The organism is Sphaerothrix gracilis Ecp01 (assembly GCF_030405905.1).
Lineage (GTDB): Bacteria > Cyanobacteriota > Cyanobacteriia > Phormidesmidales > Phormidesmidaceae > Sphaerothrix > Sphaerothrix gracilis.
On sequence record NZ_JASATW010000001.1, the window covers coordinates 114,267 to 135,727 of the forward strand.

Consider the following 21,461-nt stretch of genomic DNA (forward strand, 5'->3'; position numbering starts at 1 on the left):
CAAAGCCTAACCTTACGATCCCTTACTCTATAGACTCTATGACTACTACTCCCCTGGTTGCGCTGCAAAATCCCAAAGACATTTCTGTTGACGAGATTGAGGCCGAGCTGCGCCAAATCTGGCACAGTCAGGACTCAGGTAAGTCTGCTCCTGTGGTAACCCGGGCAACGACCTTCAGCATGGTAGTTTATGAACCGGAAGAATTTCAGCAGCTACTTGCGGCTTTAGGGTTCTATCAGGGGCCTATTGATGGTATTCATGGCCCTCTGACAAAAGAAGCTGTCAGAGAGGCGCAAACCGTTTACAAGCTATGGGTGACGGGGCGCGTCGGTCCGCACACGCTGCAGCGGCTGCGAGACGAGTACAAAGCGCTGCCAGCCGAGAAGCAGAGTATTTCTAATGAAGATCGGCGCGGATTTACCCTCAGTGATGCGATCGCCGCCCACAATCCTTGCCGCGTCATTACCCTCTCTCCCGTTCTAGGCGAGGACACTGGCGTCACTGCTCAGGTATCAGCCTACTGTCCGGTGCAAAAAAGCAGCGGTAGTAATTTGGTTTGCTCGGAGTACATCACCTTACAGGGCACCAAGGCAGCTTTAGAGCGCGTCGGCAATTTGGTTTCTTCTTTAATGATTGCTGATTTGCCCAAGTTTGTTTGGTGGAAGGCAACCCCCAATCCAGAACAGGCTCTGTTCAACCAGCTAGCAGCAACCTGTAACTGTATCGTGGTGGATTCTAGCTATTTCAGCGATGCTGAGTCTGAACTGCTGAAGATGCAGGAGCTAACTGAGAAAGGAACCTACATTGCCGATCTCAACTGGCACCGGCTTTCTCCCTGGCAAGAGCTGACCGCTGCCGCCTTTGATCCGCCGGAACGGCGAGCTAACCTGCTGGAAATTGACAATATCAGCATTGATTATGAAAAAGGTAATGCAGCTCAGGCGCTGATGTTTTTGGGTTGGTTTGCTAGCCGCTTAGAGTGGAAACCCAGCGAGTTTGTCGAGGAAGGCGGCGACTACGACATTAAGAAAGTCTATTTCACGGGAGCTAATAATAGAAAAATCGAAGCCGAGCTAGCGGCGATTCCCACTGCCGACTGGGGAGAAGTCACCGGCGACTTGACCGGGCTACGGCTGACCTCAAGCAATTTGGCCGCAGACTGCTGCACCATCCTTTGCTCAGAGACAACGGGCTGTATGCGTATGGAGGCAGGCGGCAGCGCTCAGTCCTGCCGGATTGAACAGGTGACGGCGCTTTCAGATCAAAAGGCGGAATTTATTCTGGGGCAGCAGCTACAGCGTTGGGGGCAGGATGTTCTCTACGAAGAGAGCTTGGCCATGACTACCCGCATCTTGAAGCTGAAAAAGTAGCGTTCCGATCTTTTTGTTCCTTTTGGACTCACCTGCATGAAAGTTCAGTATGACTCGGATGCTGACATTGTTCGCATCGTTTTTCAGGATGTCTATGTTGAAGAAACGGCTGAAGAAGTTCCTGGCATTGTGATGGAGTTCGATCAAGACGGCATTATTGTTGGCATTGAGATTCTCAAAGCTTCGCAGCGAATTGAAAACCCACACAGCATTGAGTATGCCTGCTTAAAGTCTTCTCAATAGCTCTAGGTAGGATTTGCCGCACACAAAGAAAAGGAGCAGGTTCACCTGCTCCTAAGTTGGCTATCCGACTGGGTTGAGAGAGGAGAAAACTGTTAGCTAAGGGCTTCTAGGTAATCGCGAATGCGGTTACGTCGCTTGGGCTGGCGCAGCTTTTGTAAGGCTTTAGATTCAATTTGGCGGACTCGCTCCCGCGAAAGCTCTAGAGCGCGGCCAATTTCAGCAAGAGAATAGGGAGTACCATCTCCAAGGCCGAACCGCATTTGGATCACTTCGCGCTCGCGGGTGGTCAAGTCGGAGAGGAGCTGCTGCAGATCGCGGCGGAGGGCTTCCCGCATCAGACTCTCTTCTGGCGAAATGCTGTCGGTTTCTAGCAAATCGCCTAGCTCTGTGTCTCGTTCCTTACCGACTTTGGTTTCCAGGGAAACAGAACGCGGCACCCGCAGCAGCACTTCCCGCACCTGCGGCGGCGTCATCTCTAGCTCTTTGGCGATGTCCTCAACGGTTGGCGTACGTCCTTGATCTTGGGAGAGCTTACGCTGGGCTTTCTTAATTTTGTTGAGCTTTTCGGTGATATGAACTGGCAGACGAATCGTCCGACTCTGAGTCGCGATCGCCCGCGTGATCCCCTGACGAATCCACCAGTAGGCATAGGTGCTAAAGCGATAGCCCTTGGTGGGATCAAACTTCTCCACGGCTCGCTCTAGTCCTAAAGTCCCTTCCTGGATTAGATCCAGCAGCTCTAAACCGCGATTTTGATACTTCTTGGCGACCGAAACAACCAGGCGCAGATTGGCCTTGATCATATGCTCTTTGGCCCGAATCCCTTCGGCGATCGCCTGATCCAGCTCCTTGGTATTGATCTCTACCAGCGCTGCCCACTCCTTTTTGCCCTGGGAGAGTAGCGGCTTTAAGTCTGCTGCTGACATTTCTGCTTCTCTCGCCCACCGCTCTAGAGAGGGCCGATGGCTAAGATGAGAGGTGAGGCGATCGCGGATTTCTATCAGCTCTACATAGGTTTTGAGCAAACCGCCTCGCTCCTCAGCCGCCTGATTGAGTAACTCAAGCAGTTGCATATAGCGCTGCACAAACTGAGCTTCTGAGACTTCTTCGTCCCGGCGTAGCAGTCTAACTCGGCCAATCTCTTGGAGGTATAAACGAACTAAATCTGTTGTGCGACGAGTACCTGCTTTGCTAGCAGCTAATTCCTCGGCAACCTGATTCAGTTCAGCATCATCGAAACTGTCGAAGGAAAGGTCTTCAGCAGTATCCTCAGGATCGGCTTTTTCTAAGTCAACAGCAGAGGGATCTTGGTTAATATCTAAACGCTCTGTGTCTTGAAAATAAGAGGTAGCTATCATAGCGACTGCTTTCAGTTGCTCCAGTTTGGCGAACAAAGGTCTAGCGAGGCTAGGCTCACGGTTAGAGTGCCCACGTATTTATTAGACTAGCGATCAAACGGCTAAAGTTCCGCCTGCAGTCGTAGCCTAAACAATTAATAGGGAAGAAGCCGAGAATAGATAAAGAGTCAATAAAGCGATATCCCTAATCTGCATAAGCCGTTAATGAGCAATTTTTCAGGTAGCCTCATTGACTACCCCGAAAAAGCGACTCGCAGCTTGAGCAGAGCAATTGTTTGCTGTAGACCTAATCAAGTGCTACAGGCAGTACCCGCAAAATTCCGGAGAAACTATATTTATTTACGCCTCATCAATAATGGCGCTACGGTCGAGCAGCAGCAAATTGCGCAACTGGTCTGAATCAAATTCAGTCAGCCACTGCTCGCCTGAACTAACGACCTGTTCCGAAAGCGCCTTCTTACTTTCAATTAGCTCGTGAATACGCTCTTCCAAAGTGCCGGTGCAGACAAACTTGTGAACCTGCACATTACGGGTTTGACCAATGCGGAAGGCTCGGTCGGTGGCCTGATTCTCCACGGCTGGGTTCCACCAGCGATCGAAATGGAAGACGTGATTGGCTCTAGTCAGGTTTAGGCCCACGCCACCAGCTTTGAGCGACAAGATGAAAATCTTGGGGGCATTGGGATCATGCTGGAATCGATCAACCATCGCCTCGCGCTGCTTCTGCGAAGTACTGCCGTAAAGAAACAGCGTTTCCTGCCCCAAATAGCTCTCCAAATGGGCCTTCAGCAGTTTGCCCCATTCCGAAAACTGGGTAAAGATCAAAGCGCGATCGCCTTCAGCAATTAGCTCCTCTAACATTTCATCTAGGCGCATTAGCTTAGCAGAGCGATTGACTTTGCCAAGACTCTTCTGCTTCAGGAACTGAGCCGGATGGTTGCAAATTTGCTTCAGCTTCACCAGCAGTGACAAAATGAGGCCGTGGCGCTGAATCCCTTCTGACTCTTCGATCGCGGCTAAGGAAGCGTCAACCGTTTCCTGATAAAGACTGGCTTGTTCAGCCGTCAAACCGCAGAAGACCGTCATTTCCTGCTTCTCTGGCAGCTCTTGAATAATGGTGCGATCGGTCTTGAGCCGTCGCAGAATGAAGGGCTGTACCAGCGATCGCAGGGTTTTGAGCGAAGCCGTATCGCCATAGCGCTCAATGGGAGTGGCAAAGCGACGCTGAAAGAAATTGCGTGGCCCCAAATAGCCCGGATTCAAAAAGTCTAAGATGGACCACAGTTCGGAAAGACGGTTTTCCACCGGGGTACCCGTGAGGGTGATGCGAAAATCGGCCTCAATTTCGCGGACAGCCTGAGACTGCTTGGCTTCCGGGTTCTTGATATTCTGAGCTTCATCGAGGACGATTCCCTGCCAGCTTACAGCTTTGAGGTCTTTAACATCTCGATGAACCAGGGCGTAGCTGGTAATCACCAAATCAACCTCAGCCGTTGCCTTGACCAAGGCTTTACCGTGAGGTCGTTTATCGCCGTGGTAGACCAGCGTTTTTAGCTTGGGACCGAACCGCCGCACTTCTCGCTGCCAGTTGCCAATCACAGAAGTAGGACAAACCAGCAGCGTCGGCTGCTCTAGCAAATTTTCTGCGCGCAGATAGAGCAAAAAGGCAATGAGCTGAATGGTTTTGCCCAAGCCCATATCATCAGCTAGGCAAGCGCCCAAACCCCACTGTTCTAGAAAGGCCAGCCAGGAAACCCCTCTAGCCTGATAGGGACGCAGCGTACCCGCAAATCCGTCCGGTTCGGGAATTGGCTCTAGGGTTTGATTACCTGTGGTCAGCGTATTAATCAGTTCTTTCAGTGCCCCGGAAGCCTCAAAACTGACCACGGGCAGCTTTTCAATCATCTGGGTATCGCCCGTGCTAATGCGCAAGGCGTCCTCTACTGAAAAGCTCATCTGCTCCGGTCGCTGCTTGAAGAAGGTTTGAGCTGCTTTTACGTCCTGAGGCCGCAGCTCCACCCATTTGCCATTGACCTCAACTAGGGGAGACTGCTGGGAAATGAGTTTTTGAAATTCTTTTTGTGACAGGGTTTCCCCGGCCAAAGTCAGCTCCCACTGAAAGTTAAGCAGGCTCTGCAAGCCTAGGCGCTGTCGCTGTCGGCGTTGGGGCGCTTCAGCTTGGATGCTCAGTCCCAGGCGGTTATCCAAATCGGCCTGCTGGCTCACCAGGCTGGGGGGCAAAATTACCCCAAAACCGCTATCTTGCAGTCGCCAAGCGGCAGCTTTAATGAACTCGAATGCCTGAATGGGGTCTAGGGAGCAGGCTTGCGGTCGCTGAGTTTGCAGACTGTCGTGAATGGGCTGGTAGAGCCGCGCAGCTCGTCCTAAACCGGCCAAAAAGTTTTCTTGGGGATTTTCGAGGACCCGATCTTGATACGTCAGTTCGTCTACCGGATTTTCCCAAATGGTGGCGGCCTCTAACAAAACAGTAGCTTTGTCAGTGGCCTGCATACAGTAGCGGAGCAGCCATGGCTGCTCCACTGAGGCAGGTGGCTCTAGGACAAAACAAGTCCGGAAGGCGGCTGTCTCGCCTGCCTGCAGATTTTGCAGCGGTGCGGTCCAGGTAGCGATCGCCTCGTGCAGTCTCAGCGCCGCTAGCAGATGGGTTTCAAAGCTACCCTCAGGACTACCCAATGCCGTCAGCCAGTCCTGAATCGGCATGTCGCTATCGAGCGGAATATTAGTGGGCAGCGGCTGGCTCTGAGCGATCGCCTTAACCTGAGAGTTAACCAAGGTGCTCAGAAAGCTCAGCAGCAGTTCTTGAGGCTCGGCCAGCAGGCTGATAGCGCTATCCGCTTCAGTCACTGAAGCCTGATAGGTCCGGCAGACAGCGGGCATCTGCTGCATGTAGTTGCGCAGTCTGCCTTGATCAACAGCGCTGTCGAGCAGCAGCTGCCAGGTGGCGATCGCGCCGTCAGCAGCCGGATGCACCTCCGGCAAAAACTTGGCGCGGGCCAGCAAATCTAGCACCCAGCGGGCAATATGCGACCAGTAGCAAAGATCAGAGCCAATCACGGTGGATTCTGCCTGTGCCTGTCCCAGCGGCAGTCCCTCAAAGAAGGTGATTGCCTCAGCAGGGCTAAGCTGCAGACCGTCTACCCGCCAGGGAAACAGGGCCAGGTCGCCCTGCTCGGCGTCATCCGTCTCCAGCGAGGCATTGGAGAGCTGAGGCAAAAAGGTGTCCGCCCGGTAGCAGGTTGGCAGCGCGATTACTTGCGATCGCCAATACTGAGCTGATACCGCTCGCGGGGGAAGCTGGGTTGCGGTCGACTTAGCGGAGCGGCGACGGCTAGGAGTTTTAGCGCTGGCCGTCGTCGCCTGCAAGACAGCCGCAGGCACCTGAAATAGGGGTTCTAGCTTGCCCGTCTGTTCTGAGCGGCTGGTAGAAGACTGCAAAAAAGCCACCAGTTCATCTGGGGTGAGGCCATAGGGATGCTGAGCAACGCCATCTGACTGAATCGGGTGAGTTTCGAGGTGTCGCCAGGTTTCCCCCCAAATCAAAAAGCAGCGGTCTTTTGCTATCCAGTTGCCGTGTAAAGTCGCCATGCGCAGTCAAATCGTTCAAAACAAAGAAAAGGGCTGATTTTGCCAGTTAGGTAGAGAATTTAGCTCTCTCAAGCCCTCCAGACAAACTTGCTGAGAAGAGACTGTTTGAGCAAAAGTCTCTCAGCCTGCCAAAAGACTCCATTATCTAGAATTTGGGGCAGGGTCTAGCTCAGGCATCCGAAATAGAGACATCAAAACACCGCCAGAAAGTCTTGACGCCCAACTCTTCTCCAGTCTTTCTAGGCGGATAGTCACGTCTGTGAATACTGGCCTCATTGTACCGCCTGGCTTGACGTAGAATATCTGCTCACAAGATAGTCTGATAAACTGAACGCGAATCCAGCGGCTAAACATAGAACCCATGGAAATCAATCTGCCTGAGGTTGTTGCTGAAGTCGAGGCGGCCTTTCAGCGCTACGAGACCGCCCTGATCAACAATGACGTAGCCGTTTTGAATCAGCTATTTTGGCAGCATCCAGCCACTATTCGCTACGGAGCTACTGAAAATTTATATGGCTACGAGGCGATCGCTGAATTTCGCGCCCGGCGATCGCCGCAAAACCTAGCCCGCAAGCTTACCCAAACGGTGATTACAACTTACGGGCAGAACTTTGCCACTGCCAACACAGAGTATGAAAAAGCGACTGGTATCCAAGGCCGTCAAAGTCAAACCTGGATGCGTACGCCTGCAGGCTGGCGCGTTGTCAGCGCTCATGTCTCATTTCTGGCTGACTAGTCCAGCTTATACCTGTGATAATTGAGGCAGAACTCACTATTGCCCTTCGTGAATTCCTGATATTTATCCCGCAGAATTTCAAAAGCTTCGTCGCAATTGCGCACTAAAAACAGGAGTTCGTAATCTTCTGGGTCGATTAGCTGCTTTTGCAACGGCCACTGTCGCACCCAGGCCAGCAGGTCGGCCCACATTTCGCCTACTAGAACAATGGGAATATCGCAAATATGTTCTACCTGCAAAAGCTGCCAAGTATAGACCAGCTCTAGCAATGTCCCGACCCCACCAGGGGCCACCACCACCGCATTTGACAAGTTCATAAAATGATCAAGGCGATCCGAAAAGCGATCAAACTCGCGCTTGATATCGACATGATCGTTCACGCCTTCTTCAAACGGCAGCTTAATACTCAGACCGTAGGATTTGCTGGCCGGATCGGCCCTGCCTTCCTTATGGCCTCGGTTTGCCGCCTCCATCAGACCAGGGCCCCCTCCCGTCACCACATCCATCCCTTCACGCCCTAGCAGCCGGGCTAGACGACGAACCTGTTCATAAATAGAATCTCCGGCATGAATACGAGCTGAGCCAAAAATAGCCACACGAAAGCGATCGGAGTCAAGCATAAACCTGAATGAATTGCTGATGGGTGTAAGCGCAAAACCAGCCTAATACAGACTAACTACACCCTACAGCGAAATGTTCCCCTGTTAAGCGTTATTCTTCGCACCGAGGTTTATATTTGGAGTTCTGACTTTCTATCAGCTAAAACACCTCAGGTCTGTTCTGCTAAAGTGCCTGCTTAGCGCTTGAATCTAGGCATCAGAAATAGCCAGCTGATGAAGAAGAAAGCGGCTGTAAAGAGTTGGGCAATATCGACGGCTGATAGATAACCGTCTGCAAACGCAGCCAAAGTGCGATCGCTAATACCAAACAGCCAAGCGGCATTACCGAAAGACCAAATACCGATTCTCAGGTAGTAAACAAAATCGTCTGATATTTCTGCAGACTTGACTGCTTGATTCGCTTGTGGATTCATTGCAAAGTTTAGAAGTTGAGGTATCAGAGTTTGGCAGTTTAAGCAGATTACAATCAGAGGTTTCGACTGCAGCTTTCGGCTAAGTCTAATTCAGATCGCGGTCCGAGCTGAAAAAACTGCCGCTGCTCAAATAAACATTTCGTTACTTTCTGTTGTAGCGAATTAAATTGTGTTATGCACTCTACCCCAGGCCTTATTCTTGACCGCAGCGCTGAGGGGATAAAAATAGTCTCTTCTCGAAATCTTCTCGTTTGCAGCCTAAGCTAGCTTCATTGCGAGGTGTTCCTGTCATCTTCAGCAGAGGGGTAGTTCATGACCGTTGAGTCGGCAAACAAAGGCGATCGCCAGCAGGAAACTCTAGCAAAAATGGCGATCGCCTTGGCTACAGTCAGGGAGGCAGTAGTTTGGGTCAATCAGGCCCATCAGGTTGAGTGGAGCAATCCGGCCTTTGACCGTTTAGTCCGGCGATCGCCGGCGGAGACACAGGGACAAAATTTTGATCACCTGCTAAAGCTGGTGGCAGCAGGCCAGCCCGTAACCGCCGAGCAGTCCCCCCCTCGGCGCATATTGCGGGAATGCTACGAGACAACAGAGTACCGGCTAGACTGCGATACGCTACATCGAGTTTTGCGGATTACAGGCACAGCCGTCTCTCCCGGAACCGCTACAGCTACGGCAGTGCTAACAATTCAAGAAATTAGCTCTGGCCCAACCGAGGAAAAGGTCAAGACGTCGGCTATGACCTCGCTGCTGCAGGCCACCCTAGAAGCCACTGCCGACGGCATTTTTGTGGTTTCGCCTCAGACCGGGCTGCTGACCTACAACCAAAAGTTTGCCCGCATGTGGGGCCTGCCAGAAGCGCTGCTGCAGTCCGAGACCGACTGCGCGGTTCGCTTTGATCTTATGGCCCAGCAAACAGCTGATCCAGAAAGCTTCAAGGCCCGGGTGCGAGAAATCTACAGCCAGTCCCCAGAGGCAGAGACATTTGACTTTGTAGAACTTAGGGATGGCCGCCTCTTCGAGCGCTATTCCCATCCACAGCAAATCGATGATCAAGTCGTAGCGCGGGTCTGGAGCTACCGGGACATCACTGCCCGCCGCCAGCAGGCCTATTTTCTCGAACAGCAGGCCGCCGCGATTCAGGCATCCATTGACGGAATTGCCATTTTAGATGCCCATCAGAAATATGTTTATCTCAATGAGGCCCATGTCCGTATCTATGGCTATGACAGCGCCGCAGAGCTGCTAGGCCACAACTGGCACCTGCTCTACGAGGCCGACGAGCTACAGCGATTTGAGCAGGAGGTACTGCCAGAATTTGCTCAGCATGGGCACTGGCGGGGAGAGGCTGTCGGGCGGAAGAAAGACGGCAGTTGTTTTGATCAAGAAGTTTCGCTGACGCGGTTGGACAACGGCGGGCTGATCTGCGTGGTACGCGATGTCAGCGATCGCAAGCGTCAGGAACAGGCACTGCGCCTGATTGTTGAGGGCACAGCCGCTAAAACAGGGGATGAGTTTTTTCAAGCCTGCGCTCGCTATCTGGCTGACGTGATGCAGACTCAGCACACGCTGATTGCAGAAAAGCTGGATGCCTCGGTGAAGCGATGTCGGATCCTAGCCGTTTGGAACGACTTTGGTTTTCATGCAGGCGAAATTTATGATCTCAGCGAAACCCCCTGCGATCGCGTCTTGCAGGGTGAGCTTTGCTATTTTGCCGAAGATACTAAGGGAGCGTTTCCAGCAGATGAACCGCTACAGGCTTCAACGATTGAGAGCTATTTGGGCATTCCCATGCGGGGGGCGGCAGGGCAAATCTTAGGCCACATTGCCGTTATGGACGATCAGCCGATGCGGCCTAATCCTCAGCGGGAACTCATTCTGCGGATCTTTGCGGCTAGGGCGGGGGCTGAGCTAGAACGGCTGCGGGCAGAAGCACATCTGCGACAGCAGCAGGATATTTTGCGGCTGGTCATTGACGCGGTGCCCAATCGCATTTTTGTCAAGGATTGGCAAGGCCGCTATCTAATTGCCAATCAGGCGGCGGCTGAGTTTTATGGTCAATCGGCTGATCAGGTAATCGGCAAGCGAGATACCGATTTACATCCTTCCCCTGCTGCGGCAGCTCAGTTTGTAGCTGAGAATCGACGCGTGATTGCAACAGGCCAAGATCTCTTCATTCCGGAAGAGAAAGTTGCTCTAGACACAGAATCGAATGAGTGGCTGCAGTGGCAAAAGCGGCGCATTCGGCTACCAGGTCGCTCAGACTACTGCGTACTAGGGGTAGGTGTCAGCATTACAGAGCGTAAGCGCATAGAAGCGGCGCTGCAGGAAAGCGAAGCCAAATTTCGCCAGATTGCGGATAATATCCGCGAGGTTTTCTTTCTGTTTACGCCAGATGGGACAGAGATTCTCTACATCAGCCCTGCTTTTGAAACCGTCTGGGGGCGAAGCTGCCAGGAAGTGCAGGCTCAAACGGCTGAAAATGACCTTTGGATGACCTGGATTTATGCGGCAGACCGCGATCGCGTCCGTACCAGCGTTCGCAATAGTCTGCATCTGGGCCAGAGCTATCAAATTGACTATCGGATTGTCCGGCCCGATGATTCAATCCGCTGGGTGCGAGAAAGCGCCTCACCCATTCGCAACTCGCAGGGCGACATCTATCGCTACGGCGGACTGGCTGAAGATATCACGGAGCAAAAGCAGGCTGAAGAAGCGCTACGCCGCAGTGAACTCAAGTTTCGCAACATTTTTGAAAATTCCTACGTGGGTATCTTTCGCTCCCGTCTGACCGACGGCCTGATTCTAGAGGCGAATCAGCGCTGCGCTGAAATTGTAGGCTATGCCTCCCCCAACGAAATGGTCGGAAAACGCTTTACCCGCGACTTCTATGTCGATGTGGCAGATCGAGAGCCGCTGGTGGAGCAGCTGATCAAGTACGGCAAAATTAGCAACTATGAGACTCGCTTTCGCCACCGCGACGGCTCAATCCACTGGGGCCTTTATTCCATGCGGCTGAATTTAGAGGAAAACTGCATTGAAGTGGTGCTGGCAGACATTAGCGATCGCAAGCAGGCAGAGGCTGAACTGCAGCAGGCTAAAGAAGCCGCTGAAGCCGCCAACCGAGCCAAAAGCATTTTTTTGGCCAACATGAGCCACGAACTGCGTACCCCCATGAACGCTATCTTAGGCTTTGCCCAACTGATGGAGCGCGATGATTCCCTCAGCCTGCGCCAGCGAGAATCGCTAGCCATCATTAACCGCAGCGGCGAGCACCTGCTGGATTTGATCAACGACGTTTTGGAAATGTCGAAAATTGAGGCAGGCCGTACCACCCTAAACGCAGATCCCTTCAACTTGCATCAGCTTCTGCAAACCCTCCAGGAAATGTTTCAGTTCCGCGCCGAGGCCAAGCAGCTCACCCTCCAAGTCCACATCGCGCCTGACGTGCCCCAGTGCATTGCCACCGACGAAGGCAAACTGCGTCAGGTTTTGATTAATCTGCTGGGCAATGCGATCAAGTTTACGCAACAGGGCGGGATAGAGGTGCGGGTACGGATCGCAAATCGAGACGGTAGAGGACAGAAAATAACGCTGCGCTTTGAAGTCACTGACACTGGCCCCGGCATTGCAGCAGCGGATTTGGACAAGATTTTTCAGCCGTTTGTGCAGACCGCGCGGGGGGTGCAAGCCGGGGGCGGTACGGGGCTGGGGTTGGCTATCAGCCGCCAGTTTACTCAGCTCTTGGGCGGCGATATTGCCATTGATACAGAGCTAGGCCGGGGATCGACCTTTGGCTTTGAAATTGCAGCCGCGATCGCTCTAGAGTCCTCTGCGTCAGCGCCCTACCGTCGAGTTTTGCGGCTGCTACCGGAACAGCCTACCTGCCGCGTACTGGTAGTTGACGATCAGCCGGAGAATCGGATGCCGCTGATGCAGCTTTTGATCTCAGCCGGATTTGCCACGCGGGCGGCGGCGCAGGGAGAAGACGCGATCGCCCTCTGGCGAACCTGGCAGCCGCACCTAATTTGGATGGATATGCGGATGCCCGTGATGGATGGCTACGAAGCCACCCGCCAGATTCGGCAGTTGGAACAAACCCGGCAAAGCGATCGCACAAACGCCGACTTTCGTTCTGATTCCCGCCCTTTTCCCGCCGCCACTAAAATCATCGCCATTACCGCCACCGCCTTTGACGAACAGCAGACGCAAATATTTGAAGCGGGCTGTGATGACTTCGTGCCCAAGCCATTTCGGGAAGACGTGATTTTCAACAAGATGGCTGAGCATTTAGGCGTGCAGTATCTCTATGCTGAGACGGCTCGCTCGGTTTCTCTTTCGCCCCAAGCGATCGCCCAGCGCTATCGACTTAGCCCGGAAAGCCTGGCTCAGCAGATGCCAGCCACCTGGATCGCAGACCTGAACCGCGCCGCTGTTCGGGTAGACGGAGATTTAATCAATCAGCTAATTGAGCAGATCCCGGCCGAGCAGACAGCACTCAGTACGGCCTTGAGAACCCTAGCTCAAAACTACGGCTTTGACGAGATTGCTGAACTTACCCAGTCCCCTGATTAGTGTCGTCGTCAGCAGGTCAACGCAGGTCAACACCATGAACAGTCAGCGACAATTACAACCTCCGCTTGCACACCCCAACTCGATCTATCGGCTAGGACTGCGAGCTGTCACAGCGTTTCTGATGGGGGCCGGGGCGATCGCCTGCGGCTCATCCGCCCAAGTGCCCACAGCGGATCAGGCACCAGCAAACAGCGAGCAGACAACAGGGGAGCTGACGATTTTGTGGGATAAGGGCTATGTGATTGAGGAAGACGAAGCAATTGAAAAAGTTGTCCGCGACTGGGCAGCCCAGACCGGGGTGGATGTTAACCTGTCGTTTTACAATTCGGCGGAGATTGCGCCTAAAACTTTGCGATCGCGGCAGGCAGGCAATCCGCCAGATATCTTGCTTTCTGTAAAATCGGCCTATCCTATCTCCGACTGGCAAGGCAAGCTTGCCGACGTATCCGAGGTGATTCTACCGATGCGGCAGAGCTACTCAGCAGATGCGCTGGCAGCCGCCAAGATGTTTGGGGTGAAGGTACCCGATCGGGAATATTACGGCGTGCCCGTGAATCAGTCGTCTATGCATGTCCACTACTGGCAGGATCTGCTGGCTGAGGTCGGATTTACGCCCGCCGATATTCCCAAAGACTGGGACAGCTTTTGGACTTTCTGGCAAACGGTGCAGACCCGGCTACGGGCCAGTCAAAACCGGGATATCTACGGTTTGGGGCTGCCATTTTCGACTTCAGCCGCCGATACCTATCAAATTTTTGAGCAGGTGTTGCGAGCCTACGACGTGCAGCTTTTAAATCAAGCGGGGCAGCTACAGGTCAGCGATCCGGCTGTGCGCCAGGGCATTATCGACAGCCTCAACTGGTACGCCCAGTTTTACCGCCAGGGCACTGTGCCACCAGCCGCCGTCAGTTGGCTAGACTCGGACAATAACCGGGCTTTTCTCAACCGCGATGTGGTGATGACGCTCAACCCAACCCTGTCGATTCCGGCAGCGGTGCGCAATGATGCCGACACCTACTTCAACCAGCTTGGCACCCTCGAACTGCCTAATAAACCCGACGGTGAGCCTTTAGATCATCTAGTTGTAGTCCGCAAAGCGATCGTCTTTAATGATGCGCTTAACCAGGCTGCTGCTAAAGACTTTTTGGCTTATCTAATCCAGCCAGAGGTGCTAAATACCTTTCTAAAAAGCAGCTACGGTCGTTTCTCTCCGCCAACTAACGCGATCGCTCAAGACGCGTTCTGGCTAGACCCGGCAGATCCGCACATTTCCACCGTCAATCGTACGCTGACTGCAGGGCGGGTGCAGGTTTTAGAAAACGTGCAGAATCCGGCCTATGGCGTTTTTTTAGAAGAGAATGTCTGGGGTCAGGTGTTAGAGCAGATGGTAACAGAAGACCTAGGGGCCGAACAGGCAGCAGACCGAGCGATCGCCCGGCTGCAGGAAATTTTTGCGAATTGGCAATAGCCAGCTTAGGACGCAAGCACGCTTATGAGACTTTGGCAGACCAGTAGTTTTACCACCCGCGTGGCCAGCGCCTTTTTATTGCTGTCTTTGCTGAGCGTCGCCGGGGTGGGGGGAATTGCCTTTGTGCGGGCACGGACTGCCTTAGAGCGGGCCGCTTACGACCGTCTCAGCGTTGCCGCCACTCTGAAAGAACAAGAAATTGCCCGCTGGTTTGAAGCCTGCGAGCGAGACTTTTTGATGATCCGCCAATTTCCCGATATCCAGAAAAATTTGCAGCAAATCCTAACCCATCAGCCCGATAGTCCGGCTTATGAGCAAGCCTATGCAGACTTGCAGCGCTACTTTAACGAATACGCCCACATCAAGCCTAAATTTGCTGAGATTTTCCTGCTTGATCGCAGCAATCGCATCATTCTCTCTACAAATCAGTCCCATGAAGGCCAGTATGAAATCGCCACCAACCTGACCTATTTTGAAACCGTGCAGCCGGGAGAAGCCTTTACCCCCGTTTTTTACATCTCAGGCAAAACCGGAAAACCCGCCATTACCTATGCCGCGCCTATTCGAGACAGCAACGGTCAGCGTCAAGGCGTCATCTTGGCAGATTTGAACTTAGGCCGCATTGACCAAATTATCAGTGAGCGGACAGGGCTAGGTGAAACCGGCGAAACCTATGTCGTTGGCTCCCTCAGCAACCGCAACTCTTTCATTTCCAAAGCTACTGCTGACGCACAAGAGCTAGAAAACCTCAGCAGTCAGGGGATTAACCAGGCGATGCAGGGCATCAGCGGAGCCGATCTCTACCTCAACTATGTCAAGGTGCCAGTCATTGGCGTCTATCGCTGGCTGGACAGTCAAAATATTGCCCTGCTCGTAGAAATGAGTCAGGAAGAAGCCCTGTCTAGCCCGGCGCGTCAGCTCGCCTTCACAATCATGATTGTGGGGCTAGGCTCAGCCGGGATCTTGCTGGCCGGTGTGAGTCAGCTCGCCAGACAGCTTAAGCGATCGCGCGAACAGCTTGAAGATTACAGTCATCAGCTAGAGAAAAAAGCGGAAGAAGCCAGCACCGCTAATCAGGCCAAAAGCCAGTTTTTAGCCAACATGAGCCACGAGCTAAGGACGCCCCTGAACGCAATTCTGGGGTTTTCTCAGCTTATGACCCGCGATCCCAGCATTGACGAGGCTCAGCTAGAAAACCTCAGCATCATTAGTCGCAGCGGCGAACATTTGCTAACGCTGATTGACGACGTTCTCTCCATGTCCAAGATTGAAGCAGGCTTAACGACGCTGCACCTCACCAGCTTTGACTTCTACAGTCTCTTAGAGTCGCTGGAGATCATGTTGCGGGTTAAAGCCGATGCCCAAGGATTACAGCTTGTCTTTCAGCGATCGCCCGACGTGCCCCGCTATGTCAAAACTGATGAAGGCAAGCTGCGTCAGGTGTTGATTAACCTGATTGGCAACGCAATTAAGTTTACGCCGAAGGGGCGGGTGGAGCTGAGGGTGAGCTGCGTTGAAAGCAGGACAGCGCAGGCGGATGAGGCAGATAGAGCAATTGAGGAGGAGAGGGCCACTCAGGCAAGTCACAAACAGGGCTGCCCGACTCATCACTTGCCGCTTACCACTCACCACTCGCCTCCCCCTCTTCTCACCCGCTGCCGTCTTCACTTTGAAGTTGCTGATACGGGTCCTGGCATTGCGGCTGAAGAGCTAGCGGAACTGTTCAATCCCTTTGTCCAAACGGCTACCGGGCAGAAATCACAGCAGGGAACTGGCTTGGGTCTGTCTATTAGCCGCAGCTTTGTGCGGCTGATGGGGGGAGACATCACTGTAAATAGCGTCTTGGCTCAGGGTTCCGTTTTTGCTTTCGATATCGATACCTGCCTAGCCCAAACGGCTGAGGTGCAGCAGCGATCGCCCCATCGCCGCATGATTGGGCTAGCTCCCAACCAGCCCGCCTATCGGCTGCTGATTGTGGAAGATCGCTGGGAGAATCGTCAGCTCCTGCTGAAAATGCTGCAGCCTTTGGGCTTTGAAATCTGCGAGGCCGTCAACGGTCAGGAAGGCTTAGATCTTTGGACCATCTGGCAGCCCCATCTAATCTGGATGGACATGCGAATGCCCGTGCTGGATGGCTATCAGGCAACGCGGCAGATTCGTGAGATTGAACAGCAAACAGATCGCCCGCACACCAGAATTATTGCTATCACTGCCAGCGCCTTTGAAGAACAGCAGACCCAAATATTTGAGGCGGGCTGCGATGACTTTGTGCGCAAGCCATTTCGGGAAGAGGTGATTTTCAACAAGCTGGCCCAGCATCTAGGCGTTCAGTTTGTCTATGAATCTTCCCTGCCTGCCTCTCCGCTTTCTCCGCCTGCCATCGCTGCGCCGTCTGTAACGCTGATAGCTGAGCAGCTAGCAGAAATGCCCCAGTCCTGGATTGATAAGCTCTATGCTGCAGCCGTGAGCGTAGACGCAGACTGGATTAATCAGCTTGCCGCCCAAATTCCAGATGACTGCACTGATCTAGCCCAGCAGCTAAATGATCTGCTCCACCGTTTTGACTTCGACACCCTGATTGAATTAACCCAAGCCAAGGCTGATGCTAGCGTCCTCCATGAACACTCCCAAAGCTGACATTCTAGTTATTGATGACACACCTGAGAACCTACACCTTCTCTCTGACATGCTGACCCAGCAAGGTTACAAAGTCCGCAGCGTCACTAAAGGCGCGACCGGGGTGCGAGGGGCGATCGCCGCCCCGCCCGATCTGGTTTTACTCGATGTCAACATGCCACAGATGAATGGCTATGAGGTGTGCCAGCAGCTCAAGGAAAGCGATCGCACTCAGGCCATCCCCATCATTTTTATCAGCGCCCTAGGAGACGTGCTAGATAAGGTCAAGGCTTTCTCTGTCGGCGGCGTAGACTACATCACCAAGCCTTTCCAGGTGGAAGAAGTGTTGGCCCGCATCGAAACCCACCTGACTATCTGCCGTCTACAAAAGCAGCTCCAAAGCCGCAACCAGCAGCTACAGCAGGAAATGCAGGAGCGCCACCAGGCTGAAGAGAAGTTCACTAAAGCATTTCGGGCTAGCCCTAGTCCGGTTGCCATTACAACCCTGAGCGATAACCGCTTCGTGGAAGTCAATCCCAGCTTTGTTACCCTAAGCGGTTACAACAGAGAAGATATTTTAGGCCAGACCCCTGCCAGTTTGGGGCTGGGATTTCGCTCAGCAGCCTATGAGCAAGCCGTACAGACGCTTTTGACAACGGGATCTTTTTGCAACCAAGAATTTGAATTCTATACCCAGGGCGATCGCTGCCGCACCGTACTCCTCTCGCTCGATCGCATCAACCTGACTGGCACACCCTGCATTTTACAAATCATCAATGACATCACAGAGCGCAAGCGTCTAGAAAACGAGTTTATTGCTCTAGTGAGCCATGAGCTTCGCACCCCCATGAGTTCAATTATTGGTGCCTTAGACATTTTGAGTACCGGTCAGCTCGGTGAGCTGCAGGAGCAGGGCAAGCAGGTGCTTAAAATGGCCACAACAAATACTGAAAGACTCATGCGCCTCGTCAATGACATTCTCGACCTAGAACGGATGAAGTCCGGCAAAATCAACATGCACAAAAGCCATTGCCAGATTGCCGAGCTATTAGCTCAGGCGGCAGAAGCGATGCAGGCAATGGCGCAAAAGTCGCAGGTGAGCTTAGTCATCAATACCGTAGCGGCTCAAATCTGGGCCGATCCCGATCGCATTCTACAAACCCTCACTAACCTGCTTAGCAATGCAATCAAGTTTTCTAAACCGGGCGGAACCGTGTGGCTAGAGGCGCAGTCCCTCACCTGCTCTCAGCTTCTTATCACCGTCCGCGATGAAGGCCGGGGCATTCCTGAAGACAAGCTACAGAGTATCTTTGAACGATTTCAGCAGGTAGATGCCTCCGACTCGCGCCAAAAAGGCGGTACCGGGTTGGGCCTGGCCATCTGTCGCAACATCATAGAGCAGCATGACGGACGCATCTGGGCTGAGAGGGCAGCCGGTGCGGGGAGCGTGTTTAAAGTATCGCTACCCTCAGCCATAGCTCAGCCGCAATCAGGCTAGAACCTCAGCTAGCTGAGCTCAGCTTTCTAAGCTCTTGCTCAGAAAATCTGGCTTCAAGTTCTCTCAAAGACCTGCAGCTTGATTGTATTACTTCTATTCCTTTCAACTTCAACCTCAACTTTATGGCTAAATGCGTACTGCTCGTTGATGATGAACCCGATGTACGGGCGATCGCCCGCTTAGGCTTAGAAATGGGGGCAGGCTGGCAGGTGCTTGACGCCACTTCCGGCAAGGAGGCGCTGCGCATGGCTGCTAAGCATCAGCCCGACGTAATTTTACTAGACATGATGATGCCGGATATGGACGGGCGATCGACCCTCAAAGCGCTCAAATCGAACGCAGTCACCCAGCAAATCCCCGTCATCTTAGTCACGGCTAAGGTACAGCAGAGCGATCAGCAAAATTTTGCCGACCTAGCCGTAGCCGCCGTTTTTGCGAAGCCGTTTCGCCCGCTACAGCTTGCCGAGCAAATTCGGCAGACGCTAGGCTGGTCGGTCTAAACCCACAGCCAGCAGTCTGATTCAACAGAAACGCCGCTATATATTAGTAGACTAGCTTTGATTAGTTTCAGGACGTTGACGGTATGACTCAACCAGTTGAATCACTTTTTGACGCGGGGATCAAGCGCTATCAGGCAGGTGAACCTACAGCCGATTTAATTCCTATCTTCAAAGAAATTTGCGATCGCGCACCCAAAAATAGCGCAGCCTGGACCTGCTTGTCCTGGCTCTATCTGCTGGCAGACAAGCCCAACTCCGCTCTAAAAGCCGCTCAAAAGGGCGTCAAGCTAGCACCTCAAGATCCTCAACCTCGCATCAATCTGGCGATCGCCATGTTGGAAACTGGCAAACCTGGCGTGCGCTCTCACGTAGAAATGGCCGGACGCGCTGTTTCAGCGATCCCAGAAATTCGTCAGGAAGTTGAGCGCAATTTTAAAGAAGGATTAAGCCGAAAACCGGATTGGCCTAGCCTCCAACGGGTCAAAAACTGGCTATTTGAAAATTAGGAACCAGCAGCTAATCGTCGTTTGAGAATACTTTTGCGCCACCCCTCCTGCGGGATTTCAATGATTAATCTTGATTAAGTTTTGCCGAAATTGCTTAATCAAACTCAGACTGGGGATCAAGCTTTAATCGGTAAAAACCATCACTCTGCCAGCCCTGAAGACAATACAAGACGGGCGATCCCCAGATTCTGAGCCGCAATATTTGATTAGATAACTTAATGAGGGAACCGGAAAGCTAATGATAGGATTTAGTGAAGACAGCGATAAGTTTTGCTTGTCTATCACACTGCTGCTATCGCCCTCATGGAGTAAGAAACATGGCTACCCGTACTGTAGAAGTTAAGCCTGAGACTCGTAATCATAAAGGCTTCTTTGTTCAAGAAGCTGCTTATAAGCTAGTCGGCATTGAAAAATCTGGATGGGCTTTGATCTGTATTGATGAGGCCACATGCCACTATGTTGATCCCGATAACCTAGAATCTTCCATCCTTTTAGAAAGTAAAGATTCGGAATAATTTAGTGGTGACTTGACTGACTTTAGCTAGATAAGAACATACATCAAGTCTAAAGTCAGTAAGAATAATCGTACAATTTAGCTTCTACGGTATGGCTGTCCTAAAATCTAGGATGCGGCCATACTTTTTTGTTATGAAAGATAAATTGCTCAACGCGCTCAACTGGATCTTAGTTGTTAATCTTTTCTTTGTTCTCTTCAGCTTTTTTTGGTTCGCGGCGGCTTTGATCGCCCGCTCTTTCAAATTTGATCTGGGCTTTGACCTTTGGTACTCCCTTTGGGATCCCGTGTTTATGCCTGCCATAGGCATTCTCATGGCAGGGGCTATTCTCAGCGGTGTGATTAGCTGGATTAGCCGACAGTTAGCAGCTAAGGAAGGCTAGCTTGCTATTCAAGATTGTTTCCAACTTCATGTTTCTCTGCCACCCGTAGCTTGGCCGATCGCGATCGCGGATTTGTCTCGACTTCTGCAGTCGTCGCGGTGATCGGCTTTTTGGTGATGATTTGTAGCTGTGGCTGATGGCGAAAAGCCTGCTTGACGCGGCGATCTTCTAGGCTATGAAAGCTGATGATGACCAGACGTCCTCCTGGTTTTAGCCAGCAAGGCGCTTTTTCCAGCAGCGTGTCTAAAACTTCTAGCTCTTGGTTAACCGCAATGCGCAGGGCTTGAAAGCTGCGGGTAGCCGGGTGAATACGACCGTAGCGATATTTTTTAGGGACGGCATAGGCGATCGCTTCTGCCAGCTCAGTTGTGGTTTGAAAGGGACGCTGCTCTACAATTCTGCGGGCAATCCGGCGAGAGAGTCGCTCCTCACCGTAATGATAGAAAATGTCGGCTAGTGACTTTTCATCCCAGTGATTGATGATTTCAGCCGCCGTTAGGCTTTGCTGCTGATTCATCCGCATATCTAAAGGGGCTGCTTGGCGAAAGCTAAAGCCGCGCTCAGCAATGTCAAACTGAGCTGAACTGACCCCCAAGTCTGCCAGCACGCCATCAAAGCGGCGATCGCCCGGCTCAAACTGACTAAAGTTACCCTGCCAAAAACTGACGCGATCGCCATAGGGCATTAGCCGGGCCTGAGCCGCCGCGATCGCCTGGGCGTCTTGATCAATTGCCCATAGATGGCTCTCAGGCATCGCTTCCAACAAAAGCAGGCTGTGCCCGCCCCCGCCGACGGTCGCGTCTAAATACTCGCCGTCAGGGCGCAGGGCTAAATGCTGCACCACTTCCTGCCCCAACACGGGTACATGATGAAATTTGCTAGAAGAGGTACCTTCGGGCGATCGCGCAGTCATAAGTAGCTATAAATCGAAGCAATCATCTAAAAATTGGCCTATCGTTTAACCTAACCCGACTAGGCAGCCTTGATCAGCTTACTGCTTGTCTATACAGCACTGCTCAGGAGAGAAATTCAGGCCCACTGGGAAAGCCTGCCGA

The 21,461-nt window shown here is 52.6% G+C and carries 16 protein-coding genes; 11 read left to right on the forward strand and 5 right to left on the reverse strand.

The window, feature by feature from the left end; translation table 11 throughout:
- Positions 1–38: 38 nt before the first annotated feature.
- Positions 39–1,370 (forward strand): glucose-6-phosphate dehydrogenase assembly protein OpcA, encoded by a 1,332-nt coding sequence (gene opcA / locus QJQ48_RS00540; RefSeq protein WP_346289220.1) that lies wholly within the window; start codon positions 39–41, stop codon positions 1,368–1,370.
- A 36-nt stretch (positions 1,371–1,406) separates the two neighbouring features.
- The gene (locus QJQ48_RS00545) at positions 1,407–1,613 is read left to right on the forward strand and encodes a DUF2283 domain-containing protein (RefSeq protein ID WP_346289221.1); all 207 of its coding nucleotides are present in this window, start codon (positions 1,407–1,409) and stop codon (positions 1,611–1,613) included.
- Positions 1,614–1,705: 92 nt separating this feature from the next.
- Here the strand turns inward: QJQ48_RS00545 and sigC are convergent, their stop codons facing one another.
- Positions 1,706–2,971, reverse strand: a complete 1,266-nt coding sequence (gene sigC / locus QJQ48_RS00550; RefSeq protein WP_346289222.1) for an RNA polymerase sigma factor SigC — start codon at positions 2,969–2,971, stop codon at positions 1,706–1,708.
- Positions 2,972–3,310: 339 nt separating this feature from the next.
- Positions 3,311–6,577 (reverse strand): DEAD/DEAH box helicase, encoded by a 3,267-nt coding sequence (locus QJQ48_RS00555; protein ID WP_346289223.1) that lies wholly within the window; start codon positions 6,575–6,577, stop codon positions 3,311–3,313.
- Between the two features lie 361 nt (positions 6,578–6,938).
- Here QJQ48_RS00555 and hpxZ point away from each other — a divergent pair, with 361 nt between their 5' ends.
- Positions 6,939–7,313, forward strand: coding sequence for an oxalurate catabolism protein HpxZ (hpxZ, locus tag QJQ48_RS00560; protein WP_346289224.1), 375 nt, complete (start codon positions 6,939–6,941; stop codon positions 7,311–7,313).
- Here the strand turns inward: hpxZ and QJQ48_RS00565 are convergent.
- Positions 7,310–7,933 carry an LOG family protein gene (locus QJQ48_RS00565; protein WP_346289225.1) on the reverse strand — a complete coding sequence of 208 codons (624 nt, stop codon included), beginning with the start codon at positions 7,931–7,933 and terminating at the stop codon, positions 7,310–7,312. The two genes, hpxZ and QJQ48_RS00565, sit on opposite strands and share 4 nt — an antisense overlap.
- Positions 7,934–8,109: 176 nt before the next feature.
- Positions 8,110–8,346 (reverse strand): hypothetical protein, encoded by a 237-nt coding sequence (locus tag QJQ48_RS00570; protein ID WP_346289226.1) that lies wholly within the window; start codon positions 8,344–8,346, stop codon positions 8,110–8,112.
- A gap of 312 nt (positions 8,347–8,658) precedes the next feature.
- On the opposite strand from QJQ48_RS00570, the gene QJQ48_RS00575 reads away from it, so the two are divergent.
- From QJQ48_RS00575 to QJQ48_RS00610, 8 genes are all read left to right on the forward strand, one after another.
- Positions 8,659–12,921 (forward strand): PAS domain S-box protein, encoded by a 4,263-nt coding sequence (locus tag QJQ48_RS00575; RefSeq protein WP_346289227.1) that lies wholly within the window; start codon positions 8,659–8,661, stop codon positions 12,919–12,921.
- Between the two features lie 34 nt (positions 12,922–12,955).
- Positions 12,956–14,389, forward strand: a complete 1,434-nt coding sequence (locus QJQ48_RS00580) for an ABC transporter substrate-binding protein (RefSeq protein ID WP_346289228.1) — start codon at positions 12,956–12,958, stop codon at positions 14,387–14,389.
- A 24-nt stretch (positions 14,390–14,413) separates the two neighbouring features.
- Positions 14,414–17,026, forward strand: coding sequence for a hybrid sensor histidine kinase/response regulator (locus QJQ48_RS00585; RefSeq protein ID WP_346289229.1), 2,613 nt, complete (start codon positions 14,414–14,416; stop codon positions 17,024–17,026).
- Positions 17,007–18,503, forward strand: coding sequence for a hybrid sensor histidine kinase/response regulator (locus QJQ48_RS00590; protein WP_346289230.1), 1,497 nt, complete (start codon positions 17,007–17,009; stop codon positions 18,501–18,503). The genes QJQ48_RS00585 and QJQ48_RS00590 overlap by 20 nt, the downstream gene beginning before the upstream one ends.
- 122 nt (positions 18,504–18,625) lie before the next feature.
- Complete coding sequence (locus tag QJQ48_RS00595; RefSeq protein WP_346289231.1) at positions 18,626–19,003, forward strand: response regulator; 378 nt, start codon at positions 18,626–18,628, stop codon at positions 19,001–19,003.
- Between the two features lie 83 nt (positions 19,004–19,086).
- A complete protein-coding gene (locus tag QJQ48_RS00600; RefSeq protein ID WP_346289232.1) occupies positions 19,087–19,509 on the forward strand; it encodes a tetratricopeptide repeat protein in 423 nt (140 codons plus the stop codon).
- Positions 19,510–19,826: 317 nt separating this feature from the next.
- Complete coding sequence (locus QJQ48_RS00605; protein ID WP_346289233.1) at positions 19,827–20,024, forward strand: hypothetical protein; 198 nt, start codon at positions 19,827–19,829, stop codon at positions 20,022–20,024.
- A gap of 133 nt (positions 20,025–20,157) precedes the next feature.
- Positions 20,158–20,406: a hypothetical protein gene (locus QJQ48_RS00610; RefSeq protein ID WP_346289234.1), complete on the forward strand. Its 249-nt coding sequence runs from the start codon at positions 20,158–20,160 to the stop codon at positions 20,404–20,406.
- Positions 20,407–20,410: 4 nt separating this feature from the next.
- Here QJQ48_RS00610 and rsmH read toward each other — a convergent pair whose 3' ends face one another.
- Entirely contained in the window at positions 20,411–21,319 is a 909-nt protein-coding gene (rsmH, locus tag QJQ48_RS00615) for a 16S rRNA (cytosine(1402)-N(4))-methyltransferase RsmH (protein WP_346289235.1), read from the reverse strand.
- Between the last annotated feature and the right edge of the window lie 142 nt (positions 21,320–21,461).